Raw genomic sequence first — 22,974 nt, 5'->3', positions numbered from 1 at the left:
GCCGTAGTCCGTACTCCAGGATCAGCGACGCTTGCCGCCGGGCCGGTTGCCGGCCCCGCCGCCCTGACGCTTGGCCACCGGGCGGGCGCCCGGCCGCGGAGTGGTGCCGCCGGCGAACGCCGGCACCTCGTCCGAAGCGGTGCGGTTGCCCGAGCGGGTACGCTCGCCGCCCGCTGCCACGTCGTCGGAGCGCTGCGCCCGGCGGGCCAGCACCCGGGCGTTGTGGCTCTTGATCTTCGGCTCCTGGTCCTTCAGGTAGCTGAGCACCGGAGCGGCGAACACGATCGACGAGATGACACCGACGCCCATGCCGACGAAGAGCACCAGACCGAGGTCCTTCAGCGTGCCCGCGCCGAGCAGACCGGCACCGATGAACAGCACGCCACCGACCGGCAGCAGCGCCACCAGACCGGTGTTCAGCGAACGCATCAGGGTCTGGTTGACGGCCAGGTTGGTCGCCTCGGCGTAGGTCCGGGTGCTGCCCGCGGTGATGCCGCGGGTGTTCTCCCGGACCTTGTCGAAGACCACGACCACGTCATACAGCGCATAACCGAGGATCGTCAGGAAGCCGATCACGGTGTACGGCGTGACCTCGAACCCGACCAGCGAGTACACCCCGGCGGTGATCAGCAGGTCGAGCACCAGGGAGGCGAGCGCCGCCGCGGCCATCCGCCACTCGAAGCTGACCACCAGGTAGGCGGTCACCAGCACCAGGAAGATGGCCAGACCCAGCAGGGCCTTGTTGATGACCGCGCCACCCCAGGCCGAGGAGACCTGCTGGTCACTGATGTCGCTCTCGGCGACACCGAGGTCGGTCGCGATGGCCTGCTTGACGTCGCTCATCTCGGTCGCGGTCAGCGCCGCCGACCGGACCTTGAAGTTGGCCTCCGCGCCCGCGCCGACCTGCTGCGCGGCGTTGACCTGAGCGTTCGGCTCCACCGCGTGGACCGCGGTGCGGACCGCGTCGTACACCGCGTCCTGGGTGATGGTCTTGCCCGCGACCTGGGCCGGCACCGAGAACTCACTGCCACCGGCGAACTCGATGCCCAGGTGGAAGGTGCGGATGAAGAAGCTGCCGATGGCGATCAGCACCAGCACGCCGGCGATCGTGAACCACATCTTGCGGCGGCCCACGATGTTGATGTTCGCCTCGCCCCGGTACAGGCGGTTGGCGAGACTCGAGGAATTGGCCATGTCAGGCCTCCTTCACGCGCGAGGAGACGGGCTCCTCGGTCTGGCTGCTGCGCAGAACGCGGCCGAGGCCGCTGACCCTGGGCGACAGGAACGCCTTGGTACTGGCGAGAACCGTCATGATCGGGTGCCGGAACAGGAACACCACGAGCAGGTCGAGCACGGTCGAGAGACCCAGCGCGAAGGCGAGCCCCTGCACCTGGCCGATCGACACGATGTAGAGAACCACGGCACACATGATCGTGATGGCGTTCGCCGAAAGGATCGTGCGCTTGGCCCGCTGCCACGCCCTCGGGACCGCACTGCGCGGGCTCCGGCCCTCGTGGATCTCGTCCTTCAGTCGCTCGAAGTAGATGACGAACGAGTCCGCCGCCACACCGAGCGAGACGATGAAGCCGACGATACCGGCCAGCGTCAGGGTGAAGCCGATCGAGCGGCCCAGGAAGACCAGGGCGCCGAAGGTGAGCAGGGCGGAGAGCCCCAGGCTCAGGAAGATCACCAGGCCGAGCATGCGGTAGTAGAAGAACGCGTAGATCGCCACCAGGCCGAGGCCGATCGCGGCGGCGAGCAGACCCGCCTCCAGCTGCTGGTCACCGACGGTCGCGGTGATCGTCTGGGCCGGGCCGGCCTGGAAGGTCACCGGGATGGCACCGAAGTTGAGCTGGTCGGCGAGCTTCTTGGCGCTCACCGCGTCGAAGTCGCCGGTGATCTGCGACTGGCCGGTCAGCACGGCCTGGATCTGCGGGGCCGAGATGACCTCCTTGTCCAGGACCACGGCCACCGAGCAGTGCGTCTCGCCGGAGGACCCGAACGCGCTCGCCGCGATGTAGCAGGGCTCGGTCGCGCCCGCGTTGAACGCCTTCCGGGTCAGCTCGGCCCACTTCTTCTGGCCCTCGCTCTTGAAGTCGAGCGAGACGACCCACTGGCCGGTGGTGCTGTCCAGCTGCGGGGCGGCCTGGCTGATGTCGTCACCGACCACCTCGGCCTTGTCCAGCTGCACCTTGGCGCCGTTGTAGCAGGCGACCACCGTGCTGTTGACGTCGTCGATCGAGCCGTTCGGCCGCTGGTCGAGCTGCTTGCAGCTGATCGTCGGCACGTTGAACTGCATGGCCGGGTCGAGCGCGTTGACCTCGGCACCGGTCAGCGACGCGAACGCCTTGAACGGCAGGCCGGCCGTCGGGTCGGTGGTCAGGTCCACCGGCCCGGTCAGCTTCTCGGCCGCGGCCCAGGCCGCTCCGACCTTCTTGGCGACGGCCTCACGCTGGGCCTTGATGTCCGCGGTGACCGGGGCCGGAGCGGCGGCCGAGGCCGACGGGGCGGCCGCGGACGGCTCGGCCGACGGGGTGACACTCGGGCTCGGCGCCTCGGCACCGCCACCCTGGCCGCCCGTCGAGGCCTTCGGCGCGCCGGACGACGGCTTGACCGAGGGCGACCCGGACGCGGCCGGGGCGCCGCTGGCCGGGGCGCTCGGGGCCGCGCTCGGCGGGTCGACCGCGACCGAGGAGACGTCACCGGTCACCGCGGTCAACAGCCGGAACCGCATGTTCGCGGCCTGAGCGAGGCTCTTCAGCTGCTCCTCGGCCTTACCGGCGAGCGAGACGACGATGGTGTTGTCGCTCTGGATGACCACCTCGGCCTCGGAGACGCCGAGCGCGTTGACACGCTGTTCGATGATCTCCCGGGCGGTCTCCATGTCCTCTTTGTTCGGCGGAGCACCCTGCTGCGACGCGATGTAGGTCGCCTGCGTGCCGCCGATCAGGTCGAGGCCCAGCTTCGGCTCCAGGCGCTGCTTCCAGCTGCCCGAGGCGCCGGCGGCGAAGAAGACGAGCAGATAGAGGACGACGAAGACCAGACCGAGCACGCCGAGTTGGCGTCCAGGATGCATTTGTCCCTGTGGTGGTCGTGCCACGGCTTTTGGTCTCCCTGTGTTTCGGCCGCGCGGCGGCGCGGCGCCATCTGTCTGTGACCGGCCGTCGACTGTCGAACGGCGGGCTGACGCACCGGCCCCGTTACTAACCTCAACGCGGCCGGTGCGTACGGGAAATGCGGGTCAGTCCTGCTTACGGGTCTCGGTGACGGGGCTCTCCGGCCCGTCGGTCACCGTCGCCGTGTCACCACCGGGCACTTCATCGGGCTCCGGGATGGCCTCGCCGGACTTCTGGACGACCCGGGCGATGGCCGGACGCGCGAATCGCACCTCGACACCCGGCGAGATCTCCAGAAGGACCTCGCCGTCGGCCATGCCGGTGACGGTGCCGTGCAGGCCGCCGATCGTCACGATCTGGTCGCCCGGACCGAGCGAATTCTGCATGTCCTGAGCCTCACGGCGCCGCTTCTGCTGCGGCCGGATCATGAAGAAGTAGAAGACGGCGAAGAACAGCGCGATGATCAGGAAGAACGACAGATCACCGCCGCCGCCGGCGGCTTGGGCATAGCTTGCCTCACGCACGAAAAAAGGCCTTCCGTCAGCCGCCGGCGCAACGGGTGGGCGGGCGCCGCGGCGATATGCGAATCCGGATGGAACGGCGGCGAGTCTAATAGGTCAACCTGGAGATAACGAATGCGGCACACGTCACGTTCACATCACGGGGGATAAGTTGCGCGGATCACGCGTCCCGGGCGAAGAGGTCACCCTGGAACACGCCATGGCGACCGTCCGTAGGCGGAGTCTTCCCCAGATGGGCCCAACCGGCCTCGGTGGCGACCCGGCCCCGCGGGGTCCGGGCCAGCAAACCGGCCCTGACCAGGAACGGCTCGCAGACTTCCTCGACCGTGTCAGACTGTTCGCCGACCGCTACAGCGAGTGTGGACAGACCGACCGGGCCGCCCTTGAACGACTCGATCAGCGCTCGCAGCACCGCCCGGTCCAGACGGTCCAGGCCGAGGGCGTCGACGTCGTAGACGTGCAGCGCCGCCTTCGACACCTCCTCGGTCACCACGCCGTCGGCCCGCACCTCGGCGAAGTCACGCACCCGGCGCAGCAGCCGGTTCGCGATACGCGGTGTGCCCCGGGACCGGCGGGCGATCTCCGCCGAGCCCTCCGGCGTGATCTGCACCCCGAGGATCCGGGCCGACCGGTGCAGCAGCGCGTCCAGATCCTCGTGTGAGTAGAAGTCCAGGTGGGCGACGAAACCGAATCTGTCGCGCATCGGGCCGGACAGCAGGCCGGCTCGGGTCGTCGCGCCGACCAGCGTGAACGGCTCCACGTCGAGCGGGATCGCGGTCGCGCCGGGGCCCTTGCCGACCACCACGTCGACCCGGAAGTCCTCCATGGCGCTGTAGAGCAGCTCCTCGGCCGGCTTGGCGATCCGGTGGATCTCGTCGATGAACAGCACGTCGCCCGGGGCCAGGCCGGTCAGGATCGCGGCCAGATCGCCGGATCGCTCGATCACCGGGCCGCTGGTGGTCCGGATACCGGTACCGAGTTCGGCCGCCACGATGTTGGCCAGGGTGGTCTTGCCGAGGCCGGGCGGGCCGGAGAGCAGGATGTGGTCGGGCGGGGTGCCCCGGCCCATCGAGGCCTTGAGCAGAAGCTCCAGCTGATCGCGGACCCGGTGCTGAGCGATGAAGTCGGACAGCCGGCGAGGCCGGACACTGGCCTCCGCGTCGAGCTCCTCATCGAACGCGTCGGGCGAGACGAGTTCCTCGCTCATCGGGTCTTGCCCAGCAGGCGGATCGCGTGCCGCAGCAGCACCGGCACCGGCGGGGTCTCACCGTCGATCGTCTCGGCGACCGCGGCCACCGCCTGATCGGCCTGCGACGCGGTCCAGCCGAGCGCCAGCACACCCTGCCGGACCTGCTCCTGCCAGCCGCCGTTGAGCAGCCCGGCCGAACCCGTCCCGACCAGGTGGATCGGGCCGATCTTGTCCTTGAGCTCCACGATCATCTTCTCCGCGCCGCGCTTGCCGATACCCGGGACGGCGGTCAGGACGGCGACCTCACCACCGGCCAACGCACGGCGTACGACATCGGGTTGGTGAACCGCGAGAACCGCCTGCGCGATCCGCGGGCCGACCCCGTTGGCCGTCAGGAGCAGCTCGAAGAGCTGTTTCTCGTCGTCGTCGGCGAAGCCGAACAGGGTCAGCGAGTCCTCCCGGACGATGAGCGTCGTCGCGAGCCGCGCCTCGGCGCCGGTGCGCAGCCCGGCCAGGGTGCCCGGGGTGCAGAGGACACGCATGCCGACACCACCCACCTCGACCACGGCGCTGTCGTGGAGGATCGCGGTGACCACACCGCGCACGCTGGCGATCATCGGCTGCTCCTGCGGGCGGCGGCGGCCACTGCCGCGGCCTGTTGAAGGGCGCGGGTGCCCCCACGCCAGATGTGGCAGATGGCGATAGCAATGGCATCGGCCGCGTCCGCCGGCTTGGGCGGTGCGGACAGCTTCAGTAACCGGGTCACCATAGCGGTGACCTGTGCTTTGTCGGCGGTGCCGGAGCCGGTGACGGCCGCTTTGACCTCACTCGGCGTATACGTCTGGACCGGCAGCCCGGCCCGTGCCCCGGCCAGGATCGCCACCCCGCTGGCCTGCGCGGTGCCCATCACCGTCCGGGCGTTGTGCTGGGCGAACACCCGCTCGACGGCGACGCTCTCCGGCTGATACTGCTCGACGAGGGTGGCCAAGGTCCGGTCCAGGTGCAGCAGGCGCTGGGCGATGTCCTCGTCCGCGTCGCTGCGCACCACGGTGTAGCCGATCAGCTTGCCCGGACGCCCCGGCATCCCCTCGACGACGCCGACACCGCATCTCGTCAGCCCCGGATCGATGCCGAGCACCCGCACAGACTGCCTCCCCCTCGCGAACGTGTGTTCGACACCCTAATACGCGAGCCTCTTGCGGCCTTCGCCGACACGCCTCGACGATGGAGTCCGGGAGGCCGGTCAGACACCCCGTTTCGACGATGGAGTCCGGGAGGGCGGTCATGCACCTCATTCCGCCGATGGACGACGAGCCGCCAGCCGACTACGTCGCGTTCGTCACGCAGCACGCCCCCGGGTTGCGCGCCGAGGCCGCCCGCCTGGTCGGCGGGTCGCCGGTGGCCGAGCAGATCTACCTGGCGGTGCTGACCGACCTGGCCGGCCGGTGGCGGCGACTGTGCTGGCTGGGCCGCACGGAGAGTCACATGCGGGAGCGTCTGACGGCACGGACCGCGCAGTGGCGCGACGACCAGGTCTACGAGGTGGACGTCCGCGTCCTTCGACCGCCGGATCCGGTGGTCCCGGTCTTCACTCAGGGCGGCAGCCTGGCGTTACGCAAGGCCAAAATCCTCGACGGTACGGCCAGAGCCGACCTGGACGCCCTGGCCGACGCGGAGATCGCGTGGGTGCACGCCTACCTGAGGTCCCAATGGCGCCGCCTGCTCCGCTACGTGATCGGCAGCGTCCTGTTACTGGCCGTGATCATCCAATACATCACCTGGCTCGGCGTCGACCCAGCCTAGGCCCGCTTGGACCGATACTCCGCTTCGAGGTCGGATAGCAGCACCGTTCGCTCCCTGACATAGGTAGGCGCGTCGCCGGACAACGCCAGCCGGTGCATCAGGACCACGGCGTCGTTCTCATCACGGTCAGAGGTCTCGTCGACGATCCAATACTCCGGGATGCCACACGAGGCAAACCAGTTGGCCTTGTGCGTGTACTCACCGTTCTCAGAGTTTCTCGACACGACCTCGATCACGATCTGGTATGCGTCGCCAGGCAGGTTCGAATACGTCAGCTTGCCACTCGGCAGTGGACCCGCAAGCACACCAAGATCCGGCAACCTGCAGTCACGCGGCCGGTTTCCACGCACACCAGGATCTTGGTATGCGTCGAGCCCAGCCGCGTGCAGCATGAGCAGAAGACGCCTGGTCGTGTATTTATGCCAAAAGGTCGAGGGCGTCATGATGACGAGGTTTCCGCCGTGCAGTTCGTAACGAAAACCCTTGGGCAGGGAGAGAAGGTCTTCGACATCCAGGTCCTCGAGCAATGACATGTCTAGCTCCGTCATGGCGGTCAACACCCCCTCATCCTACATGACTAGTAGCGCCCTAACTACCCGTCACTCGTCAATAGCGGCCATCACCTCATCGGAGATGTCGGCGTTCGAGTAGATGTTCTGCACATCATCGCAGTCCTCGAGGACGTCGATCAGCTTGAGCACCTTGCGGGCCGCGTCCTCGTCGAGCGGCACGGTCATCGTCGGCACCAGCGACGACTCGGCCGAGTCGTAGTCGATGCCCGCATCCTGCAGCGCCGTCCGCACCTTGACCAGGTCGGTCGGTTCGCTGACCACCTCGAACGCGTCGCCCAGGTCGTTGACCTCCTCGGCGCCCGCGTCGAGGACGGCGAGCATCACGTCGTCCTCGCTGGAGTCGCCCTTCGGGACGATGACCACGCCCTTGCGGTTGAACAGGAACGTCACCGAGCCCGCGTCGGCGAACGAGCCGTGGTTGCGGGTGAGGCGGGTGCGCACCTCGGTGGCCGCCCGGTTCCGGTTGTCGGTGAGGCACTCGATCAGGATGGCGACGCCGTTCGGGCCGTAACCCTCATACATGAACGACTGCCAGTCGGCGCCGCCGGCCTCGGCACCGGAGCCGCGCTTGACCGCGTTGGTGATGTTGTCGTTGGGGACCGACGACTTCTTCGCCTTCTGGATGGCGTCGTACAGCGTGGGGTTACCCGCCGGGTCGCCACCGCCGGTCCGGGCCGCCACCTCGATGTTCTTGATCAGCTTGGCGAACATCTTGCCGCGCTTGGCGTCGATGACGGCCTTCTTGTGCTTGGTCGTCGCCCACTTGGAGTGGCCGGACATGCGTAACCTCCGCTTTGATCAAAGGGCCTGGCGGACCATCTCGACGAAGTACCGATGGACACGAAGGTCGCCGGTGAGCTCCGGGTGGAAAGCCGTGGCGAGCAGGTTCCCCTGCCGAACGGCCACAATCCTACCGGCGGCGTCCCCCTCAGCCACGCGGCCCAGCACCCGCACGTCGCGGCCGATCTGTTCGACCCACGGGGCACGGATGAAGACGGCGTGGAACGGGCCGCCCTCGATGCCCTCGATCTCGACCGGCGCCTCGAACGAGTCGACCTGCCGGCCGAACGCGTTACGCCGCACGGTCATGTCGATGCCCTGGAACGACTCCTGGTCCGGACGGCCGTCGAGCACGCTCGCGGCCAGCATGATCATGCCGGCGCAGGAGCCGTACACCGGCATGCCGTCGGCGATCCGCTTGCGGATCGGGTCGAGAAGCCCGAAGGAGACCGCGAGGTTGCTGATCGCGGTCGACTCGCCGCCCGGGATCACCAGGCCGTCGACGTCGGCCAACTCCTCGGGCCGGCGGATCGGCCGGGCCAGCACGTCCGACTCGGCCAGCGCGGAAAGGTGTTCTCGCACGTCGCCCTGAAGGGCCAGCACTCCGATGTTCACCGGCCCACCATATAAAGCAGGCCACCGACCGTCCGATTGGCTATCGGAACCGGCGGCACGGCCTCCTAGCATCCGTTCCGTCAACCCGATCGCGCTATGAGGAGCCGAACCCACATGTCTGAGAACCAGCCCGCCATCGGAACCGCCCGCGTCAAGCGCGGCATGGCCGAGATGCTCAAGGGCGGCGTGATCATGGACGTGGTCAACGCCGAGCAGGCGAAGATCGCCGAGGACGCGGGCGCCGTCGCGGTGATGGCCCTGGAGCGGGTCCCGGCCGACATCCGCGCGCAGGGCGGCATCTCCCGGATGTCCGACCCCGACATGATCGACGGCATCATCAACGCCGTCTCGATCCCGGTGATGGCCAAGGCCCGGATCGGCCACTTCGTCGAGGCCCAGGTCCTCCAGTCGCTCGGCGTCGACTACGTCGACGAGTCCGAGGTGCTGTCGCCCGCCGACTTCGCCAACCACATCGACAAGTGGCAGTTCACCGTGCCGTTCGTCTGCGGTGCCACCAACCTGGGCGAGGCCCTGCGCCGCATCACCGAGGGCGCGGCCATGATCCGCTCCAAGGGCGAGGCCGGCACCGGCGACGTCTCCAACGCCACCACCCACATGCGTAAGATCCGCGCCGAACTCCGCCGCCTCCAGACCCTCCCCGAAGACGAGCTGTACGTCGCGGCGAAGGAGCTGCAGGCTCCGTACGAGCTGGTCAAGGAGGTGGCCGAGGCCGGCAAGCTCCCGGTGGTCCTGTTCACCGCGGGCGGCATCGCGACCCCGGCCGACGCCGCGATGATGATGCAGCTCGGCGCCGAGGGCGTCTTCGTCGGCTCCGGCATCTTCAAGTCCGGCAACCCGGCCCAGCGCGCCGCCGCGATCGTCAAGGCCACCACGTTCCACGACGACCCGGACGTGATCGCCAAGGTCTCCCGCGGCCTCGGCGAGGCCATGGTCGGCATCAACGTCGACGACGAGCCGGTCCCCCACCGCCTCTCCGAGCGCGGCTGGTAGTCGTTCCCTCGAAGGCCCCGCCTCGGCGGGGCCTTCTTCTTTCCACCACCGGCTCCGCGGTGGGGTGCGGGGAGGTCAGCGGGCCGGTGCCGGCAGCGGGGGCTCGGCCGGTGGGGCCGGGGTCGGTACGGTCAGGGCCGCGGGCAGGGGTGGCAGGTCCGGGAGTGCCGGCTCGACGATGTCGAAGTACTCCGGGCGCGGGTAGCGGCGGGCCAGGCGGAGCAGGCGGACGAAGAGGCGGCGGCGGGCGCTCAGCGCGTCGCGTACCAGATCGGTGTGGACCTGGCGGGCCAGGACCACCCGGCGGCTGGTGGCGATCAGGGTGCGCACCGCCGGGTCCGCCGGGTCGAGGGTGACCGCCTGCAACTGGCGGGTCAGGTCGTTCTCGGCGGATTCGCGGTCGCCCGGTTCGGCGTCGAGGGCGAGGCGGGCGGCCGCGTACAGCTCGACCGTCTCGGCCTGTTCGGCGACCACCGCCGCGGCGGCCGCCCGGCGCATCAAATGCGCGTCGAGCGCACGCTCGGCTGACTGAGCCCGCGTGTGCAGGCGTTCCACCCGCTGGGCGGTCCAGCCGAGGTACGCCGAGAAGATCGCGGCCAGCACGACGACTCCCACCACCCACCACATGCCGGGCATCGTAGTGCCCGACGTTTACCGCACCAGTGGTCAGGACCACTCGTCGTCGAAAACTCTCCCATCGGTGGCCTCGATGGCGGTGGCGTAGACCTCGAGTACCCGGTTGGCCACACTCGGCCAGTCGAACGCTCCGACGGCGAGCCGGGCGCACGATGCCAGTTCGCCACGGCGGACCGGATCATCCAGCAGTTCGCCCAGCAGCCGGGTGAGAGATGCCTGGTCACCGTTGGGGAAGAGGGCTCCGGCCCGGCCGCCGTCCAGCACCCGGCGGAACGCGTCGAGGTCGCTGGCGGCGATCGTGGCTCCGGCCGCCATCGCCTCGGTGAGGATCATGCCGAAGCTCTCGCCGCCGGTGTTGGGTGCCACGTAGACGTCGACGCTGCGCAGCATCCGGGCCTTGTCCGGTTCGGAGACGAGACCGAGGAACTCCACCCGGTCGTGGAATTCCTTGGGGATGTCGTCGTAGAGCTCGTCGCGGTCGCCCGGCCCGGCCACGAGCAGCCGTAGGTCGGGTCGTTCTCGAGCGAGCGCCACGTACGCCGTACGCAGCAGGGGAAAGCCTTTGCGAGGCTCGGTGAAACGGCCGAGGAAACCGAGGGAACCGCCGTCGCCGGGCCATCCGGGCAATGGCGGAGCCGAGGCGAATTTGCGGACCGCGACGCCGTTGGGGATCTCGACCGCGCCGCCACCGAGGTGTTCGACCTGGACCTTGCGGGCGAGTTCGCTGACCGCGATCCGCGCGGTGATCTTCTCCATCACCGGCTGGAGGAAGTTCTGCAGGCCGGCGAGCGCCCGGGACCGGGTCATCGCGGTGTGGAAGGTGGCGACGACCGGACCGCGGGCGGAGACCACGGCCAGGAAGGACAGGCTGGGCGAGAACGGCTCGTGCACGTGCAGCACGTCGAACTCGCCGTGTTTGAGCCAGCGCCGGACCCGGGCGGTGGAGATCGGGCCGAACGAGATCCGCGCGACCGATCCGTTGTAGGGCAGTGGCACGGCCCGCCCGGCCGACACCACATAGGCGGGCACGTCGGCGTCGTCGTCGGCGGGCGCGAGGACGCTGACCTCGTGACCGAGTTCGAGCAGAGCCTCGGCCAGGTCCATGATGTGGTTCTGCACACCGCCCGGGACGTCGAAGGAGTAGGGCGAGACGATCCCGATCCGCACCGAGCCTCCTAGAGCCAGAGCTTCTGGAGCATGTGCCAGTCCTGCGGGTGGTCGGCGATACCCGCGGCGTACGCGTCGGCGAGCATCTGGGTGGTCCGCTTGACCCGCTCGTCGAGGGGCCCGTCGGTCGGTGGGACGACCTCGCGCATCAGCGACGTGGTGCGGTGCTCGTCGAACCACAGGTCGACCGCGTAGAGCGGGGAGCCGGTGCGGATGGCGAGGATCGCCGGTCCGGCCGGCATCCGGGTGCGCCCGCCGAAGAACTCCACCTCGACGCCGTTCTTGGAGAGGTCACGGTCGCCGAGGAGGGCGACCACCCAGCCCTTCTCGAGATGTTCGGCGAGCACGTCGAGCGGCGGCCGCTGCCCGCCGGTGAGTGGCAGCACCTTCATGCCGAGCTTCTCCCGGTACGCCAGGAAGCGCTCGTACAGCGACTCGGGTTTGAGCCGTTCGGCGACGGTGATCAGCGGCCAGTCGTGCGAACACACCCAGGCTCCGGCGACGTCCCAGTTGGCCATGTGCGGCAGTGCCAGGATGACGCCGCGGCCGTCGGCGGCGCCCTTCTTCAGTTTCTGGTAGCTCTCCGGGAGCATGAAGAACCCGTCGAGGAAGTCGGCGCGGCGCTGCGACGGCAGGCGGAACGCCTCCATCCAATACCTGGCGTAGGACCGCAGCCCGTCGCGGACCAGGGTGTCCGGCATGTCCTCGCCGACGACCTGGCGCAGGTTGCGGCGCAGCCGCTGGGTGGCCGGCCCGTTGCCCCGGTAGGCGCGGTCGGCGGCGGTCCGGAACAGTGCTTTCGCGATCGGCAGCGGCAGGGCGCGGACGATCCCCCACCCGGCCGAGTAGCCGAGATCGATCAGTCGGTCTTTCACTCGGTGGGCACCTTCGGCTCGGTCTTGGCGGCGTGGATGAGGCGCTGGAAGGCGGTGATCACGGCCAGCGCGGCCAGCACCCACATCGCGGCGGGCATGCCCCAGTCCTGCCCGGCCGCGCCGAGCAGGCCGCCGACACCGACGATGAGCAGCCGTTCCAGCCGCTCGGCGATGCCGACGTCGGCGTTCAGCCCGAGGCTCTCGGCACGGGCCTTCACGTAGGACACGACCTGCCCGAAGACCAGGCTGATCAGGGTGGCGACGACACCGCCGTACGGGTTGCCCTCGGTGGCCAGGTAGTAGACGACGGCTCCGAACACGGCGCCGTCGGCGATCCGGTCCATGGAGGAGTCGAGGAGTGCCCCGAACTTCCCGGAACCGCCCCGCATCCGGGCCATTGTGCCGTCGAGCACATCGGTGAGCGCGAACGCGGTTACGATCACGGTGCCCCAGAAGAGGTGACCTTGCGAACCGAAGTACGAGCCGATCAGCACACCGACGGTGCCGGCGACGGTGACCGCGTTGGGTGACACCCCGATCCGGAGCAGGAAACGGGCGAGCGGGTTGACGCCGTACGAGACGACGGCACGGGCCGTTGTTTGAACGATCTTTGCCATGGCTGTCCCACCATAACGGCGTGCGACCAGCGGTGGTACGGCTCGGCCCCCGGGTTGGCCGTATCGTCACCATCCGGCACCTTTGCAGGGCTGAAGGTCCTTGCGACCACTACCGCGCCGGGTGTGGGATTCAGACAACAGCGGCGTAACAAAGAGGAAACGACGGGAGCGCTCGGCATGGCGCAGAAATCTTCGGAGAAAGGGCTTGCCGGCGCCGGTGCGCCGGTGGTGACCGAGCCCGGCAGAGTTCGCAACGTGGTGCTGGTGGGCCACTCCGGTTCCGGGAAGACGACCCTGGTCGAGGCGCTGCTCGCCGCGACCGGGACGATCCCGCGGGCCGGCGGTGTGGCGGACGGCACCACGGTGACCGACCACGATCCGGCGGCGATCCGGCAGCAGCGCTCGGTGGCGCTCGCCTGCGCGCCGCTGCTGCACGACGACGTGAAGATCAACCTGTTGGACACCCCGGGGTTCGCCGACTTCGTCGGTGAGCTGCGGGCCGGTCTGCGCGCGGCGGACGCGGCCCTGTTCGTGGTTTCCGCGGTCGACGGTGTGGACGACTCCACCGTCGCGCTGTGGGAGGAGTGCGCCGCGGTCGGCATGCCGCGCGCCGTCGCGATCACCCGGCTGGACCACCCGCGGGCCGACTACGAGGAGGCGCTGCAGGACTGCCAGGAGGCGTTCGGTGACAACGTGCTCCCGGTCTTCCAGCCGATGCTCGGCGACGACGGCCAGTCGGTGGCCGGTCTGCTCGGCCTGGTCACGCTGCGGGTGCTGGACTACTCGGCGGGTTATCCGCCGGTCGCCCGGGAGGCCGAGCGGGAGCACCTGAACCCGATCGCCGACGACCGGAACACGCTGATCGAGGGGATCATCGCGGAGAGCGAGGACGAGACCCTCATGGACCGGTACGTCGGTGGCGAGCTGATCAGCACCGACGCGCTCATCCCGGACCTGGAGAAGGCCGTCGCGCGGGGCAACTTCTACCCGGTCATCCCGGTCTGCGCGCACACCGCCGTCGGCCTCGACGCCCTGCTGGATCTGCTGGTCAGCGGTTTCCCGTCACCGCTGGAGCACGATCTGCCGGTGGTCACCGGGGTGGACGGCTCGCCGCGTTCCCCGCTCGTCTGCGACCCGGCCGGCCCGCTGGTGGCCGAGGTGGTGCGCACCACGATCGACCGGCACGTCGGCCGGGTGTCGCTGGTCCGGGTCTTCTCCGGCACCCTGCGCCCGGACCAGACGCTGCACGTCTCCGGGCACGGCATGGCCGAGCGCGGTCACCCCGACCATGACGCCGACGAGCGGGTCGCGCACGTCTACTCGCCGCTCGGCGCGCAACTGCGTGAGGTGCCGCAGGCGATCGCCGGCGACATCTGCGCGATCACCAAGTCGGGCAGCGCGGAGACCGGTGACACCCTGTCCGGCAAGGACGACCCGCTGCTGATGGCGCCGTGGTCGATGCCGGAGCCGCTGCTGCCGATCGCCGTGGTCGCCAAGACCCGCTCGGACGAGGACGCACTCGCCAAGAACCTGGCCCGGCTGGTCGCCGGTGACCCGACACTGCGGCTGGAGCGCAACCCGGAGACCCATCAGCTGGTGCTCTGGACGATGGGCGAGTCACACGCCGACGTGGTCCTGGACCGGCTCCGCGCCGGTGGTGTCGAGCTGGACACCGAGCCGGTGAAGGTGGCGCTGCGGGAGACGTTCGGCGCGACCGCGAAGGGCCACGGGCGGCACGTCAAGCAGTCCGGCGGCCACGGCCAGTACGCGGTCTGCGACATCGAGATCGAGCCGCTGCCGCGCGGTGAGGGTTTCGTGTTCGTGGACAAGGTGGTCGGTGGCGCGGTGCCGCACAACTACATCCCGTCGGTGGAGAAGGGTGTCCGCGCCCAGCTGGAGAAGGGCATCGCGGCCGGTTACCCGGTAGTGGACCTGAAGGTGACGCTCTACGACGGCAAGGCGCACAGCGTCGACTCGTCGGACGCGGCCTTCCAGACGGCCGGTGCGCTGGCCCTGCGGGCCGCCGCCGAGCAGGGCGCGATCACCCTGCTGGAGCCGGTGGACGAGATCGAGGTCCGAGTGCCGGAGGCGTTCGTCGGCGCGGTGATGAGCGATCTCTCCGGCCGGCGGGGCCGCCCGATGGGCAGCGAATCAGGTGGTACGGGCGAGGCGAGCACGGTCCGGGCCGAGGTGCCGGCGACCGAACTCGTGCGGTACGTGGTGGAGCTGCGCGCCCTCACGTCGGGCACCGGCACGTTCACCCGCCGGTACGTCCGGCACGAGCCGATGCCCCCGCACCTGGCCGAGGCGGTCCGTAAGGAGCACGCCCCGGCTCGTTAGATCGCGATGGCGTTGGCCGCCTCGTGCATCGGCGCGAGAATCCGGTCGATCATCTGCTCCTTGCGCGGGTGGTACTTCAGGGTCCGCATGCCGTAGTTGCGGAAGGCGATGCTGAGGCGGCCGCCCGGCACCATGTCCTTGGCCATCTTGCGGCCGAAGGCGAGGTTCTTCTCCGCGTACGGCCGCATCGCGCGCTCGTACGCGGAGAACCCGCCCGGGGTGCCCAGGTGCCGACCGAGCAGGTATGCCCCGACCAGGGCCAGGCTGGTGCCCTGGCCGGACGCGGGCGCCGGGCAGTGGGCGGCGTCGCCGAGCAGCGCGACCCGCCCGGCCGACCAGGACGGCAGCTCGACCTGGCTCATCGAGTCGAAGTAGAAGTCGGGTGCGTCGTCCATCGCGTCCAGGAACTCCGGCACCTTCCAGCCCTGCCCGGCGAACGCCGCCCGGACCAGTGCCTTCTGCCCGGCGACGTCCCGTCGGTCGACGTCCAGCAGCGGTGATGCGAAGGTGAGGCCGACCCGGGCCGGCTGATCCGGCTCCATGGCATAGGCGAAGACGAGCCGGCCGGGACGGGAATACATGACCTCCTCGCGCTCCAGGCCGAGCAGGTTGGGCACGGTGTAGATGGAGATGTAGGCGCCCAGGTGGCTCAGCGGCGTCGCACCCATCACCTTGCGCCGGGTCGCCGAGTGCAGCCCGTCGGCACCGACCACGTAGTCGAAGCGCCGGGGCGCGCCCTTCTCGAACGTGACGTCGACACCTTCCGGACCGTCCTGGAGGGTGTCGACGGCGTCACCGAACACGTACTCCACCCGGTCGGCGGTGGCGTCGTGCAGGATGCGGCTCAGATCCCACCGCATGATCTCCAGGTCGTCGCCGCGCCGGCCCATCAGCAGGTCGGCCGGGAGGGCGGCGATCGGGACGCCGTTGCTCTTGACGTAGGTGATCCGCCGCATCCCGGTGTCGGCGGCCTGGCAGGCGGCGAGCAGGCCCATCTTGCGCAGCACCTCGGTGGCCGAGCCGCGCACGTCGACCTTGTAGCCGGCCTCGCGCAGCCCCTCGGCCCGCTCCACGACGGTGACCTGCAAGCCCCGCTCGGCCAGCCAGAAGGCGAGAGCCGGTCCGCCGATACCGGCGCCGGAGATCAGTACCCGTGAGTTCGTCATGCGCTTACTATACAAACGTCTTATACGTTTGTATAGAAGTTAGGATCACCGGCATGGGTCACCGCGAGGAGCTGCTGCGAGGCGCCAAGAAGGCGCTGCTGGAGAAGGGGTATGCCCGGACCACGGCGCGCGACATCGTGGCGCTGTCCGGCACCAACCTCGGCTCGATCGGCTACCACTACGGCTCCACCGAGGCCCTGATGACAGCCGCGATGCTCAGCGCGATCGAGGAGTGGGGTGACGCGCTGGGCCGGGCGCTCGGCGAGCCCGACGACGACACGGGTGATCCGATGCTGCGGTTCTGGCGGCGGGTGATCCGCTCGATCCAGGCCGACCGGCCGCTCTGGCTGGCCAGCATCGAGGCGATGCTCCAGGCCGAGCACAACCCGGCGCTGCGCGAGCAACTGGCCGGTGGCATGCGGGCCGGACGATCCGGCATGGCGGCGCTGCTCACCGGGATCCCGGAGGATCAGCTCGACGCCGAGACGGTCGCCTCCCTGGGCGCGGTGCAGATGGCCCTGATGTCCGGGGTGCTCACCCAGTGGCTGACCGACCCGGCGACCGCCCCGTCCGCGGAGCAGATCGTCACCGGGATCCGGGCCCTAGGCGGCGGGCCAGGCCTTGGTCAGCAGGTCGCGGGTGTCGGCGAGTAACTGTGGCAGCACCTTGGTCATACCGATCACCGGCATGAAATTGGCGTCACCACCCCACCTCGGCACGATGTGCTGGTGCAGGTGGGCGGCGATACCGGCGCCCGCGATGGCGCCCTGGTTCATCCCCAGGTTGAAACCGTGCGGGCTGCTGACCGTGCGCATCACCCGCATCGCGGTCCGGGTGAAGGCGGCCACCTCGACGGTCTCCGCCTCGGTCAGGTCGGTGTAGTCGGCGACGTGCCGGTACGGGCAGACCATCAGATGCCCCGGGTTGTACGGGTAGAGGTTGAGCAACGCGAACACCAGCGCGCCCCGGGCCACCACCAGCGACTGCGCCTCGGGCAGCGCGGGGGCCAGACAGAACGGGCAGCCGGCCGGCCTCTCATACCCACCCTCGGGCCGGTCCTCGCCCTGAACGTAAGCCAACCGGTACGGCGTCCAGAGCCGCTCCAGCCCATCCGGATCGCCCGTCCGCTCACTCACGTTCGCATCCTATGCGCACGCGGCCGGTTCCCCATGGCGGGAAACCGGCCGCGGCGAAGATCAGGCGGCGGAGGGCCCGATGTTGGTACGGGAGCGGACCACCTCGACCACGTGGGCGACCGCCTCGTCGATCGAGACACCGTTGCGCTGCGAGCCGTCCCGGTAGCGGAACGACACCGTACCGCCGCTGACGTCGTCATCACCGGCGATCGCCATGAACGGGATCTTCTGCTGCTGCGCGGTGCGGATCTTCTTCTGCATGCGGTCGGTGGAGTAGTCCACCTCGGCCCGGATGCCCGCCTTCTTCAGCTTGGCCACGAACTCGGCCAGGTAGTCGGCGTGGTCGTCGCGGATCGGGATGCCGACCACCTGCACCGGCGCCAGCCAGGCCGGGAACGCGCCCGCGTAGTGCTCGACCAGCACACCGAAGAACCGCTCGATCGAGCCGAACTTCGCCGAGTGGATCATCACCGGTTCCTGGCGGGTGCCGTCGGCCGCCTGATACTCCAGACCGAACCCGGCGGGCTGGTTGAAGTCGTACTGGATGGTCGACATCTGCCACGTACGCCCGATCGCGTCCTTCGCCTGCACGCTGATCTTCGGGCCGTAGAAGGCGGCGCCACCGGGATCGAGCACCAGCTCGAGACCGGACTCCTTGGCCACGTCCTCCAGCACGCGGGTGGCCTTCTCCCACTGCTCGTCGGTGCCGATGAACTTCGAGCTGTCCGGGTCGCGGGTCGACAGCTCCAGGTAGTAGTCGTCCAGGCCGAAGTCGTCGAGCAGCGACCGCACGAAGTTCAGCAGGTGCTTGATCTCGCCCGGGGCCTGCTCGGCGGTCACGTACGAGTGCGAGTCGTCCTGGGTCAGGCCGCGGACCCGGGTCAGGCCGTGCACCACGCCGGACTTCTCGTAGCGATACACCGTGCCGAACTCGAACAGGCGCATCGGCAGCTCACGGTAGGACCGCCCACGCGACCTGAAGATCAGGTTGTGCATCGGGCAGTTCATCGCCTTGAGGTAGTAGTTCGCCCCCTCCAGCTCCATCGGGGGGAACATCGTGTCCTTGTAGTACGGCAGATGGCCCGAGGTGTGGAACAGGCCCTCCTTGGTGATGTGTGGACTGCCGACGTACTGGAAGCCCTCCTCGATGTGGCGGGCGCGGACGTAGTCCTCCATCTCGCGCTTGATCACGCCACCCTTCGGGTGGAAGACCACCAGACCCGACCCGATTTCATCGGGGAAGGAGAAGAGGTCCAGCTCGGTGCCCAACTTACGGTGGTCCCGGCGCTCGGCCTCGGCAAGACGGGTGAGGTACGCCTTGAGCTCGTCCCGCGACGGCCACGCCGTCCCGTAGATCCGCTGCAGCTGCGGGTTCTTCTCACTGCCCCGCCAGTACGCGGCGGCCGAGCGCATCAGCTTGAACGCCGGGATGAGCCGGGTCGACGGCAGGTGCGGACCGCGACACAGGTCGCCCCAGACCCGCTTGCCGTCCTTGTCCAGATTGTCGTAGTGGGTGAGCTCGCCGGCACCGACGGCGGCGGCCTCCTCGTCCACATCGCCCTTGATGTCGACCAGCTCGAGCTTGAACGGCTCGGCCGCCAGCTCGGCCTTGGCCTCGTCGAGCGTCCCGTACTCCCGGCGGTGGAAGGTCTGCCCGGCCTTGACGATCTCCTGCATCCGCTTCTCGAGCTTCGCCAGGTCGTCCGGCTGGAACGGCTTCTCCACGTCGAAGTCGTAGTAGAAACCGTCCCGGATCGGCGGGCCGATGCCCAGCCTCGCCTCCGGGAACACGTCCTGCACGGCCTGGGCCAGCACGTGCGCGGTGGAGTGGCGCAGCACGTCCAGCCCGTCCGGGGTGTCGATCGCGACCGGGGTCACCTCGGTGTCGGCGGCCGGCGCCCAGGCCAGGTCGCGCAGCCGGCCGTCGGCCTCACGGACCACGACGACCGCCTTCGGCCCGTGGGCGGGGAGCCCGGCGGCGGCCACCGCGTCGGCCGCCGTAGTCCCGGCCGGGACGACTAGTGGGTCGGCCACGACGGGTGTACGGGGTGCAGACACGATGGGTCTCCTTCGTAGTAAACAGCCGGTCGCTCTCCGGGCCGGCCCACCGATGCTATCGGCCGGGTTTGGGCGGTCTTCCGGCGGCGCGCTACAAGTCGCTACAGCTCAGTCGCCACCGGCGACCGCGAACCAGCCGGGCAGTTCCTCGCGTGCCGACAGCCACGCCCCGGGAATGCCGTCCCGGCCGGTGTGGGCCGCCACCACTCCCCCGGCGATCGCCGCCGTGGTGTCCACGTCGCCACCGGCGACCACACAGGCCGCCACCGCGGCCGGGTAGTCGTCGAGGAACCGGTCGGCCACCCAGAGCGCGAACGGCACCGTGTCCATCGCCGTCGCCTGGCCGCCGGAACCGAGCCGCTCGGCGGCCTCGGCCACGTCGGCCCGGCCCAACCCGGCCGCCTCGGTCAGGCCGTCGTGGACCGCGCCGGCCGGGGTGTGCCCGGCGGTGGCCCGCAGCAGCCGGCCACGGTCGGGGCGGTGGCCGTTGAGACGGGCGGCGGCGGCGAACGCGGCGGCCACCGACACGGCCACGCCACCGGCGATCCCCTCCGGGTGCGCATGGGTGACCTCGGCTGCCCGTACCCCCTGAATCGCCGCATGGGCCAGCGAATCCGCATGCCAGGCGCCCAGCGGCGCGGCCCGCATCGCCGCGCCGTTCCCGCAGGAACCCTGGCCGTTGAACGCCGCCGCGGCGGCGATCGGCCAGGGCAGCCCCTCCCGGATCTCACGGAGCATGACGACCGCGCCCGGGCCGTAACCGCGGTAGGGCTCGAACCGGTCGGCCAGCAGCGAGGCGAAACCGTCCCGGTCGAAGTCGCCCTCGGCCAGGGTCGCCACCAGGCAACAGGCCTGTTCGGTGTCGTCCGTCCACTCCCAGGGCGGTTCCGGGACACGGGCGTCGAGGAGGTCGGCGGGCCTGTTACCGGGCACGAAATACTGCGCTCCGAGGGCGTCACCGACGCTGAGGCCGGCGAGGCTGTCCTGGGCGAGGGCGAGACGGGTACCGGGGAAAAGTATGAATGACATCGGTACTTCGGATCGTATTCCATCACTGAGCGTCATCAAAGACTCTCGTTCGATCACCCTTTAGGTTCTCCCCGTCCGGGACGCTACGGTCTTCGCATGGCCACGGTGTTGCTCGTCGAAGACGACCATGTCGTGCGCGGCGCCATGCTCCGTTCGCTAGCCGACCGGGGGCACGCCGTGCACGCCGTCGGCACCGCTCTGGAGGCACTCCGGCGGGTCGCCGCGGAGACGCCTGACCTGGTCGTTCTCGACCTCGGGCTACCCGACCTGGACGGGTCGGACGCACTACGGATGCTCCGTGGCATCACCGACGTGCCGATCATCATCGCCACCGCGCGCGACGACGAGCAGACCGTCGTCCGGCTGCTGCGGGCCGGTGCCGACGACTACATGGTGAAGCCGTTCACCGGCGCCCATCTGGACGCTCGAATAGCCACCGTGCTGCGCCGTGTCGGCCGGGCCAGCCGCGCCGCGCAACCGGCCGTCCACGAGGTGGGCGAGCTCCGGGTCGACGTCGGCGAGCGCAGCGCCACCCTCGGCGATCAGCCGCTGGCGCTGACCCGCAAGGAGTTCGACCTGCTGGCCTACCTCGCCGCCCGTCCGGGCCGAGTGGTTTCCCGTCGTGAGCTGTTGGAGGAGGTATGGCGACAGCCATCGGTCGGCGAGGACCAGACCATCGACGTGCATTTGTACTGGCTTCGCCGGAAACTGGGCGAGTCCGCGGCGAAGCCCCGCTACCTGCGCACCGTGCGGGGGGTCGGATTCCGGTTGGTGGCGCCGGACTGAGGTTGCGGCTGGCGTACACCACCGCCGCCACGACCGCCGTCGCCGCACTGGTCTTCCTGGTCCCGCTCGGCTGGGAGCTGCGCACCGACCACCGCGAGGCCGCCCTGGCCGAGGCCGCGCAACGCACCTCCACGGTGGCCGGGGCCATCACGGCCGGCGCCGGTGAGAAGGGTGTCGCCGCCGCCGTCACGGCCGCCGGCGGCTCCCCGGTGGTGCACACCCCGGGCCTGTCCGCCGCCGCCGGTGGTCGGGCCGACGCCGGGCTGATCGACCGGGCCGCGGTCGCGCCGGAGCCGACGATCGAGTCCGTCGACGGGGGCGTGGTGCGCCTCCATCCGGTCACCGCCGGCGGGAAGACCCTGGTGGTCGAGGCGTTCGTGCCGGACGCCGAGCTCGACCACAACACCGCCCGGGACTGGTGGCTGCTGCTCGGACTGGCCGTGGTGCTGGTCGGCGGGGCCGTCGTGGTGGTGGACCGACTGGCCCGGGGCGCGGTCAACTCGGCCCGCGAGCTGGTCGACGCGGCACTCGCGGTGGGCGACGGTGATCTGGAGGCCCGGGTCACGCCGTCCGGGCCACGGGAGCTGACCGAGGCCGGTTACGCCTTCAACCGGATGGCCGACCGCCTGGTGACCTCCCGGACCGACGAGCGGGAGCTGGTCGCCGACCTGTCGCACCGGCTGCGGACCCCGTTGACCGCGCTGCGGCTGGACGCCGAGGCGCTCGACCCGGACGACACCCAGATCATCGACCTCACCGCCGACGAGGTGGACCGCCGTCGTGGCATCCGGCGCATCCGGACCGCGATCACCACCCTGGAGGACGAGGTCAATCATCTGATCACCACCACCCGGCAGGCGGTCGCGGACCGGGTCGCCGCCGAGCCGGAGGACGGGCTCTGCGACGCCAGCGAGGTGGTCCGGGAACGGATGATGTTCTGGTCGGCGCTCGCCTCCGACCAGGACCGGCAGTACCGGGTGGTCGGCGCGCACCTGCGCATCCCGGTGCCGGTGGCTCGCGCCGAGCTGGCCGCCGCGCTGGACGCGGTACTGGGCAACGTGTTCCGCTACACCCCGCAGGGCACCGCCTTCGAGGTGGCGCTCTCCCGCCGGGACGGCTGGGTGGCGCTGCGCATCGACGACGCGGGTCCGGGCATCCCCGACCCGGAGAGGGCGCTGCGCCGCGGCCAGAGCCAGCAGGGCTCGACCGGACTGGGACTGGACATCGCGCGCCGGGTGGCTCAGGCTACCGGCGGTTCGGTCAGTCTGGACCGGGCCGTGATGGGTGGGGCGAGCATCGTGATGCTGCTGGCCGACGCGGACGCCACCCCGAAACAACCGAGCCGGTTCGGCCTGGTCGGGCGGGGCCGGCCGGCACGCGACCGTGACCCGGGACGACGACGCTGGCAACGAGGACGGGAATGAGCAAGGGCTTCCATCGCCGCGACCCCGCAGAGGACCGTGTCCCCCGGAAGACACAGCGCTTGCTTATATCTGCTTTAAGAAGGTTCCCCTTCGCGGCACGGGCTGGCAGTGTTCCGTTCGATCCCATCCGGCT

General features: G+C 69.9%; 23 protein-coding genes. 6 read left to right on the top strand and 17 right to left on the bottom strand.

What is annotated here, in order from left to right; genetic code table 11:
• Positions 1–21 precede the first annotated feature (21 nt).
• The 6 genes from secF to ruvC all read right to left on the bottom strand — a co-directional run bounded on the left by secF (position 22) and on the right by ruvC (position 5,970).
• Positions 22–1,194 (bottom strand): protein translocase subunit SecF, encoded by a 1,173-nt coding sequence (gene secF / locus Q0Z83_RS53205; RefSeq protein ID WP_317791202.1) that lies wholly within the window; start codon positions 1,192–1,194, stop codon positions 22–24.
• A 1-nt stretch (position 1,195) separates the two neighbouring features.
• The gene (secD, locus tag Q0Z83_RS53200; RefSeq protein WP_317791201.1) at positions 1,196–3,076 is read right to left on the bottom strand and encodes a protein translocase subunit SecD; all 1,881 of its coding nucleotides are present in this window, start codon (positions 3,074–3,076) and stop codon (positions 1,196–1,198) included.
• A 165-nt stretch (positions 3,077–3,241) separates the two neighbouring features.
• Positions 3,242–3,640, bottom strand: a complete 399-nt coding sequence (gene yajC / locus Q0Z83_RS53195) for a preprotein translocase subunit YajC (RefSeq protein ID WP_317791200.1) — start codon at positions 3,638–3,640, stop codon at positions 3,242–3,244.
• A 157-nt stretch (positions 3,641–3,797) separates the two neighbouring features.
• The gene (ruvB, locus tag Q0Z83_RS53190; protein WP_317791199.1) at positions 3,798–4,844 is read right to left on the bottom strand and encodes a Holliday junction branch migration DNA helicase RuvB; all 1,047 of its coding nucleotides are present in this window, start codon (positions 4,842–4,844) and stop codon (positions 3,798–3,800) included.
• Positions 4,841–5,443, bottom strand: a complete 603-nt coding sequence (gene ruvA / locus Q0Z83_RS53185) for a Holliday junction branch migration protein RuvA (protein WP_317791198.1) — start codon at positions 5,441–5,443, stop codon at positions 4,841–4,843. Before ruvA ends, ruvB begins: the two co-directional genes overlap by 4 nt.
• A complete protein-coding gene (gene ruvC, locus Q0Z83_RS53180) occupies positions 5,440–5,970 on the bottom strand; it encodes a crossover junction endodeoxyribonuclease RuvC (RefSeq protein ID WP_317791197.1) in 531 nt (176 codons plus the stop codon). The genes ruvA and ruvC overlap by 4 nt, the downstream gene beginning before the upstream one ends.
• A gap of 140 nt (positions 5,971–6,110) precedes the next feature.
• On the opposite strand from ruvC, the gene Q0Z83_RS53175 reads away from it, so the two are divergent.
• Positions 6,111–6,629 (top strand): hypothetical protein, encoded by a 519-nt coding sequence (locus Q0Z83_RS53175; RefSeq protein WP_317791196.1) that lies wholly within the window; start codon positions 6,111–6,113, stop codon positions 6,627–6,629.
• Here the strand turns inward: Q0Z83_RS53175 and Q0Z83_RS53170 are convergent.
• The 3 genes from Q0Z83_RS53170 to pdxT all read right to left on the bottom strand — a co-directional run bounded on the left by Q0Z83_RS53170 (position 6,626) and on the right by pdxT (position 8,596).
• The gene (locus Q0Z83_RS53170; protein WP_317791195.1) at positions 6,626–7,162 is read right to left on the bottom strand and encodes a Uma2 family endonuclease; all 537 of its coding nucleotides are present in this window, start codon (positions 7,160–7,162) and stop codon (positions 6,626–6,628) included. The two genes, Q0Z83_RS53175 and Q0Z83_RS53170, sit on opposite strands and share 4 nt — an antisense overlap.
• A 66-nt stretch (positions 7,163–7,228) precedes the next feature.
• Positions 7,229–7,981, bottom strand: coding sequence for a YebC/PmpR family DNA-binding transcriptional regulator (locus Q0Z83_RS53165; RefSeq protein ID WP_317791194.1), 753 nt, complete (start codon positions 7,979–7,981; stop codon positions 7,229–7,231).
• Positions 7,982–7,999: 18 nt separating this feature from the next.
• Positions 8,000–8,596: a pyridoxal 5'-phosphate synthase glutaminase subunit PdxT gene (pdxT, locus tag Q0Z83_RS53160; protein WP_317791193.1), complete on the bottom strand. Its 597-nt coding sequence runs from the start codon at positions 8,594–8,596 to the stop codon at positions 8,000–8,002.
• Between the two features lie 114 nt (positions 8,597–8,710).
• On the opposite strand from pdxT, the gene pdxS reads away from it, so the two are divergent.
• The gene (gene pdxS, locus Q0Z83_RS53155) at positions 8,711–9,607 is read left to right on the top strand and encodes a pyridoxal 5'-phosphate synthase lyase subunit PdxS (protein ID WP_317791192.1); all 897 of its coding nucleotides are present in this window, start codon (positions 8,711–8,713) and stop codon (positions 9,605–9,607) included.
• 75 nt (positions 9,608–9,682) lie between these two features.
• Here the strand turns inward: pdxS and Q0Z83_RS53150 are convergent, their stop codons facing one another.
• From Q0Z83_RS53150 to pgsA, 4 genes are read right to left on the bottom strand one after another with little or no spacing between them, the layout of a single operon-like run.
• On the bottom strand, positions 9,683–10,243 hold the full coding sequence (locus Q0Z83_RS53150; protein WP_317791191.1) for a hypothetical protein: 561 nt from the start codon (positions 10,241–10,243) through the stop codon (positions 9,683–9,685).
• A 30-nt stretch (positions 10,244–10,273) separates the two neighbouring features.
• Positions 10,274–11,410 (bottom strand): glycosyltransferase family 4 protein, encoded by a 1,137-nt coding sequence (locus tag Q0Z83_RS53145; protein WP_317791190.1) that lies wholly within the window; start codon positions 11,408–11,410, stop codon positions 10,274–10,276.
• A gap of 8 nt (positions 11,411–11,418) precedes the next feature.
• Positions 11,419–12,285 carry a phosphatidylinositol mannoside acyltransferase gene (locus Q0Z83_RS53140; protein ID WP_317791189.1) on the bottom strand — a complete coding sequence of 289 codons (867 nt, stop codon included), beginning with the start codon at positions 12,283–12,285 and terminating at the stop codon, positions 11,419–11,421.
• The gene (gene pgsA, locus Q0Z83_RS53135) at positions 12,282–12,902 is read right to left on the bottom strand and encodes a phosphatidylinositol phosphate synthase (RefSeq protein WP_317791188.1); all 621 of its coding nucleotides are present in this window, start codon (positions 12,900–12,902) and stop codon (positions 12,282–12,284) included. Before pgsA ends, Q0Z83_RS53140 begins: the two co-directional genes overlap by 4 nt.
• 177 nt (positions 12,903–13,079) lie before the next feature.
• On the opposite strand from pgsA, the gene Q0Z83_RS53130 reads away from it, so the two are divergent.
• Positions 13,080–15,242 (top strand): elongation factor G-like protein EF-G2, encoded by a 2,163-nt coding sequence (locus Q0Z83_RS53130; RefSeq protein WP_317791187.1) that lies wholly within the window; start codon positions 13,080–13,082, stop codon positions 15,240–15,242.
• On the opposite strand, the gene Q0Z83_RS53125 is transcribed toward Q0Z83_RS53130, so the two are convergent.
• Entirely contained in the window at positions 15,239–16,408 is a 1,170-nt protein-coding gene (locus Q0Z83_RS53125) for an FAD-dependent monooxygenase (RefSeq protein WP_317791186.1), read from the bottom strand. The genes Q0Z83_RS53130 and Q0Z83_RS53125 overlap by 4 nt on opposite strands.
• Positions 16,409–16,461: 53 nt before the next feature.
• Here Q0Z83_RS53125 and Q0Z83_RS53120 point away from each other — a divergent pair, with 53 nt between their 5' ends.
• A complete protein-coding gene (locus Q0Z83_RS53120) occupies positions 16,462–17,061 on the top strand; it encodes a TetR/AcrR family transcriptional regulator (RefSeq protein WP_317791185.1) in 600 nt (199 codons plus the stop codon).
• Here Q0Z83_RS53120 and Q0Z83_RS53115 read toward each other — a convergent pair.
• The 3 genes from Q0Z83_RS53115 to Q0Z83_RS53105 all read right to left on the bottom strand — a co-directional run bounded on the left by Q0Z83_RS53115 (position 17,011) and on the right by Q0Z83_RS53105 (position 20,631).
• A complete protein-coding gene (locus tag Q0Z83_RS53115) occupies positions 17,011–17,544 on the bottom strand; it encodes an HIT family protein (RefSeq protein ID WP_317791184.1) in 534 nt (177 codons plus the stop codon). The genes Q0Z83_RS53120 and Q0Z83_RS53115 overlap by 51 nt on opposite strands.
• 60 nt (positions 17,545–17,604) lie before the next feature.
• Complete coding sequence (thrS, locus tag Q0Z83_RS53110) at positions 17,605–19,602, bottom strand: threonine--tRNA ligase (RefSeq protein ID WP_317791183.1); 1,998 nt, start codon at positions 19,600–19,602, stop codon at positions 17,605–17,607.
• A 108-nt stretch (positions 19,603–19,710) separates the two neighbouring features.
• Positions 19,711–20,631, bottom strand: coding sequence for an ADP-ribosylglycohydrolase family protein (locus tag Q0Z83_RS53105; protein ID WP_317791182.1), 921 nt, complete (start codon positions 20,629–20,631; stop codon positions 19,711–19,713).
• Between the two features lie 96 nt (positions 20,632–20,727).
• Here Q0Z83_RS53105 and Q0Z83_RS53100 point away from each other — a divergent pair, with 96 nt between their 5' ends.
• Positions 20,728–21,417: a response regulator transcription factor gene (locus Q0Z83_RS53100; RefSeq protein WP_043525920.1), complete on the top strand. Its 690-nt coding sequence runs from the start codon at positions 20,728–20,730 to the stop codon at positions 21,415–21,417.
• Between the two features lie 2 nt (positions 21,418–21,419).
• The gene (locus tag Q0Z83_RS53095) at positions 21,420–22,841 is read left to right on the top strand and encodes a HAMP domain-containing sensor histidine kinase (protein WP_317791181.1); all 1,422 of its coding nucleotides are present in this window, start codon (positions 21,420–21,422) and stop codon (positions 22,839–22,841) included.
• The last annotated feature ends 133 nt before the right edge of the window (positions 22,842–22,974 follow it).

The sequence above is a fragment of the Actinoplanes sichuanensis genome (assembly GCF_033097365.1).
GTDB lineage: Bacteria > Actinomycetota > Actinomycetes > Mycobacteriales > Micromonosporaceae > Actinoplanes > Actinoplanes sichuanensis.
The sequence above is the reverse complement of the archived record's forward strand: the minus strand, read 5'-3'. Positions and strand labels throughout refer to the sequence as shown.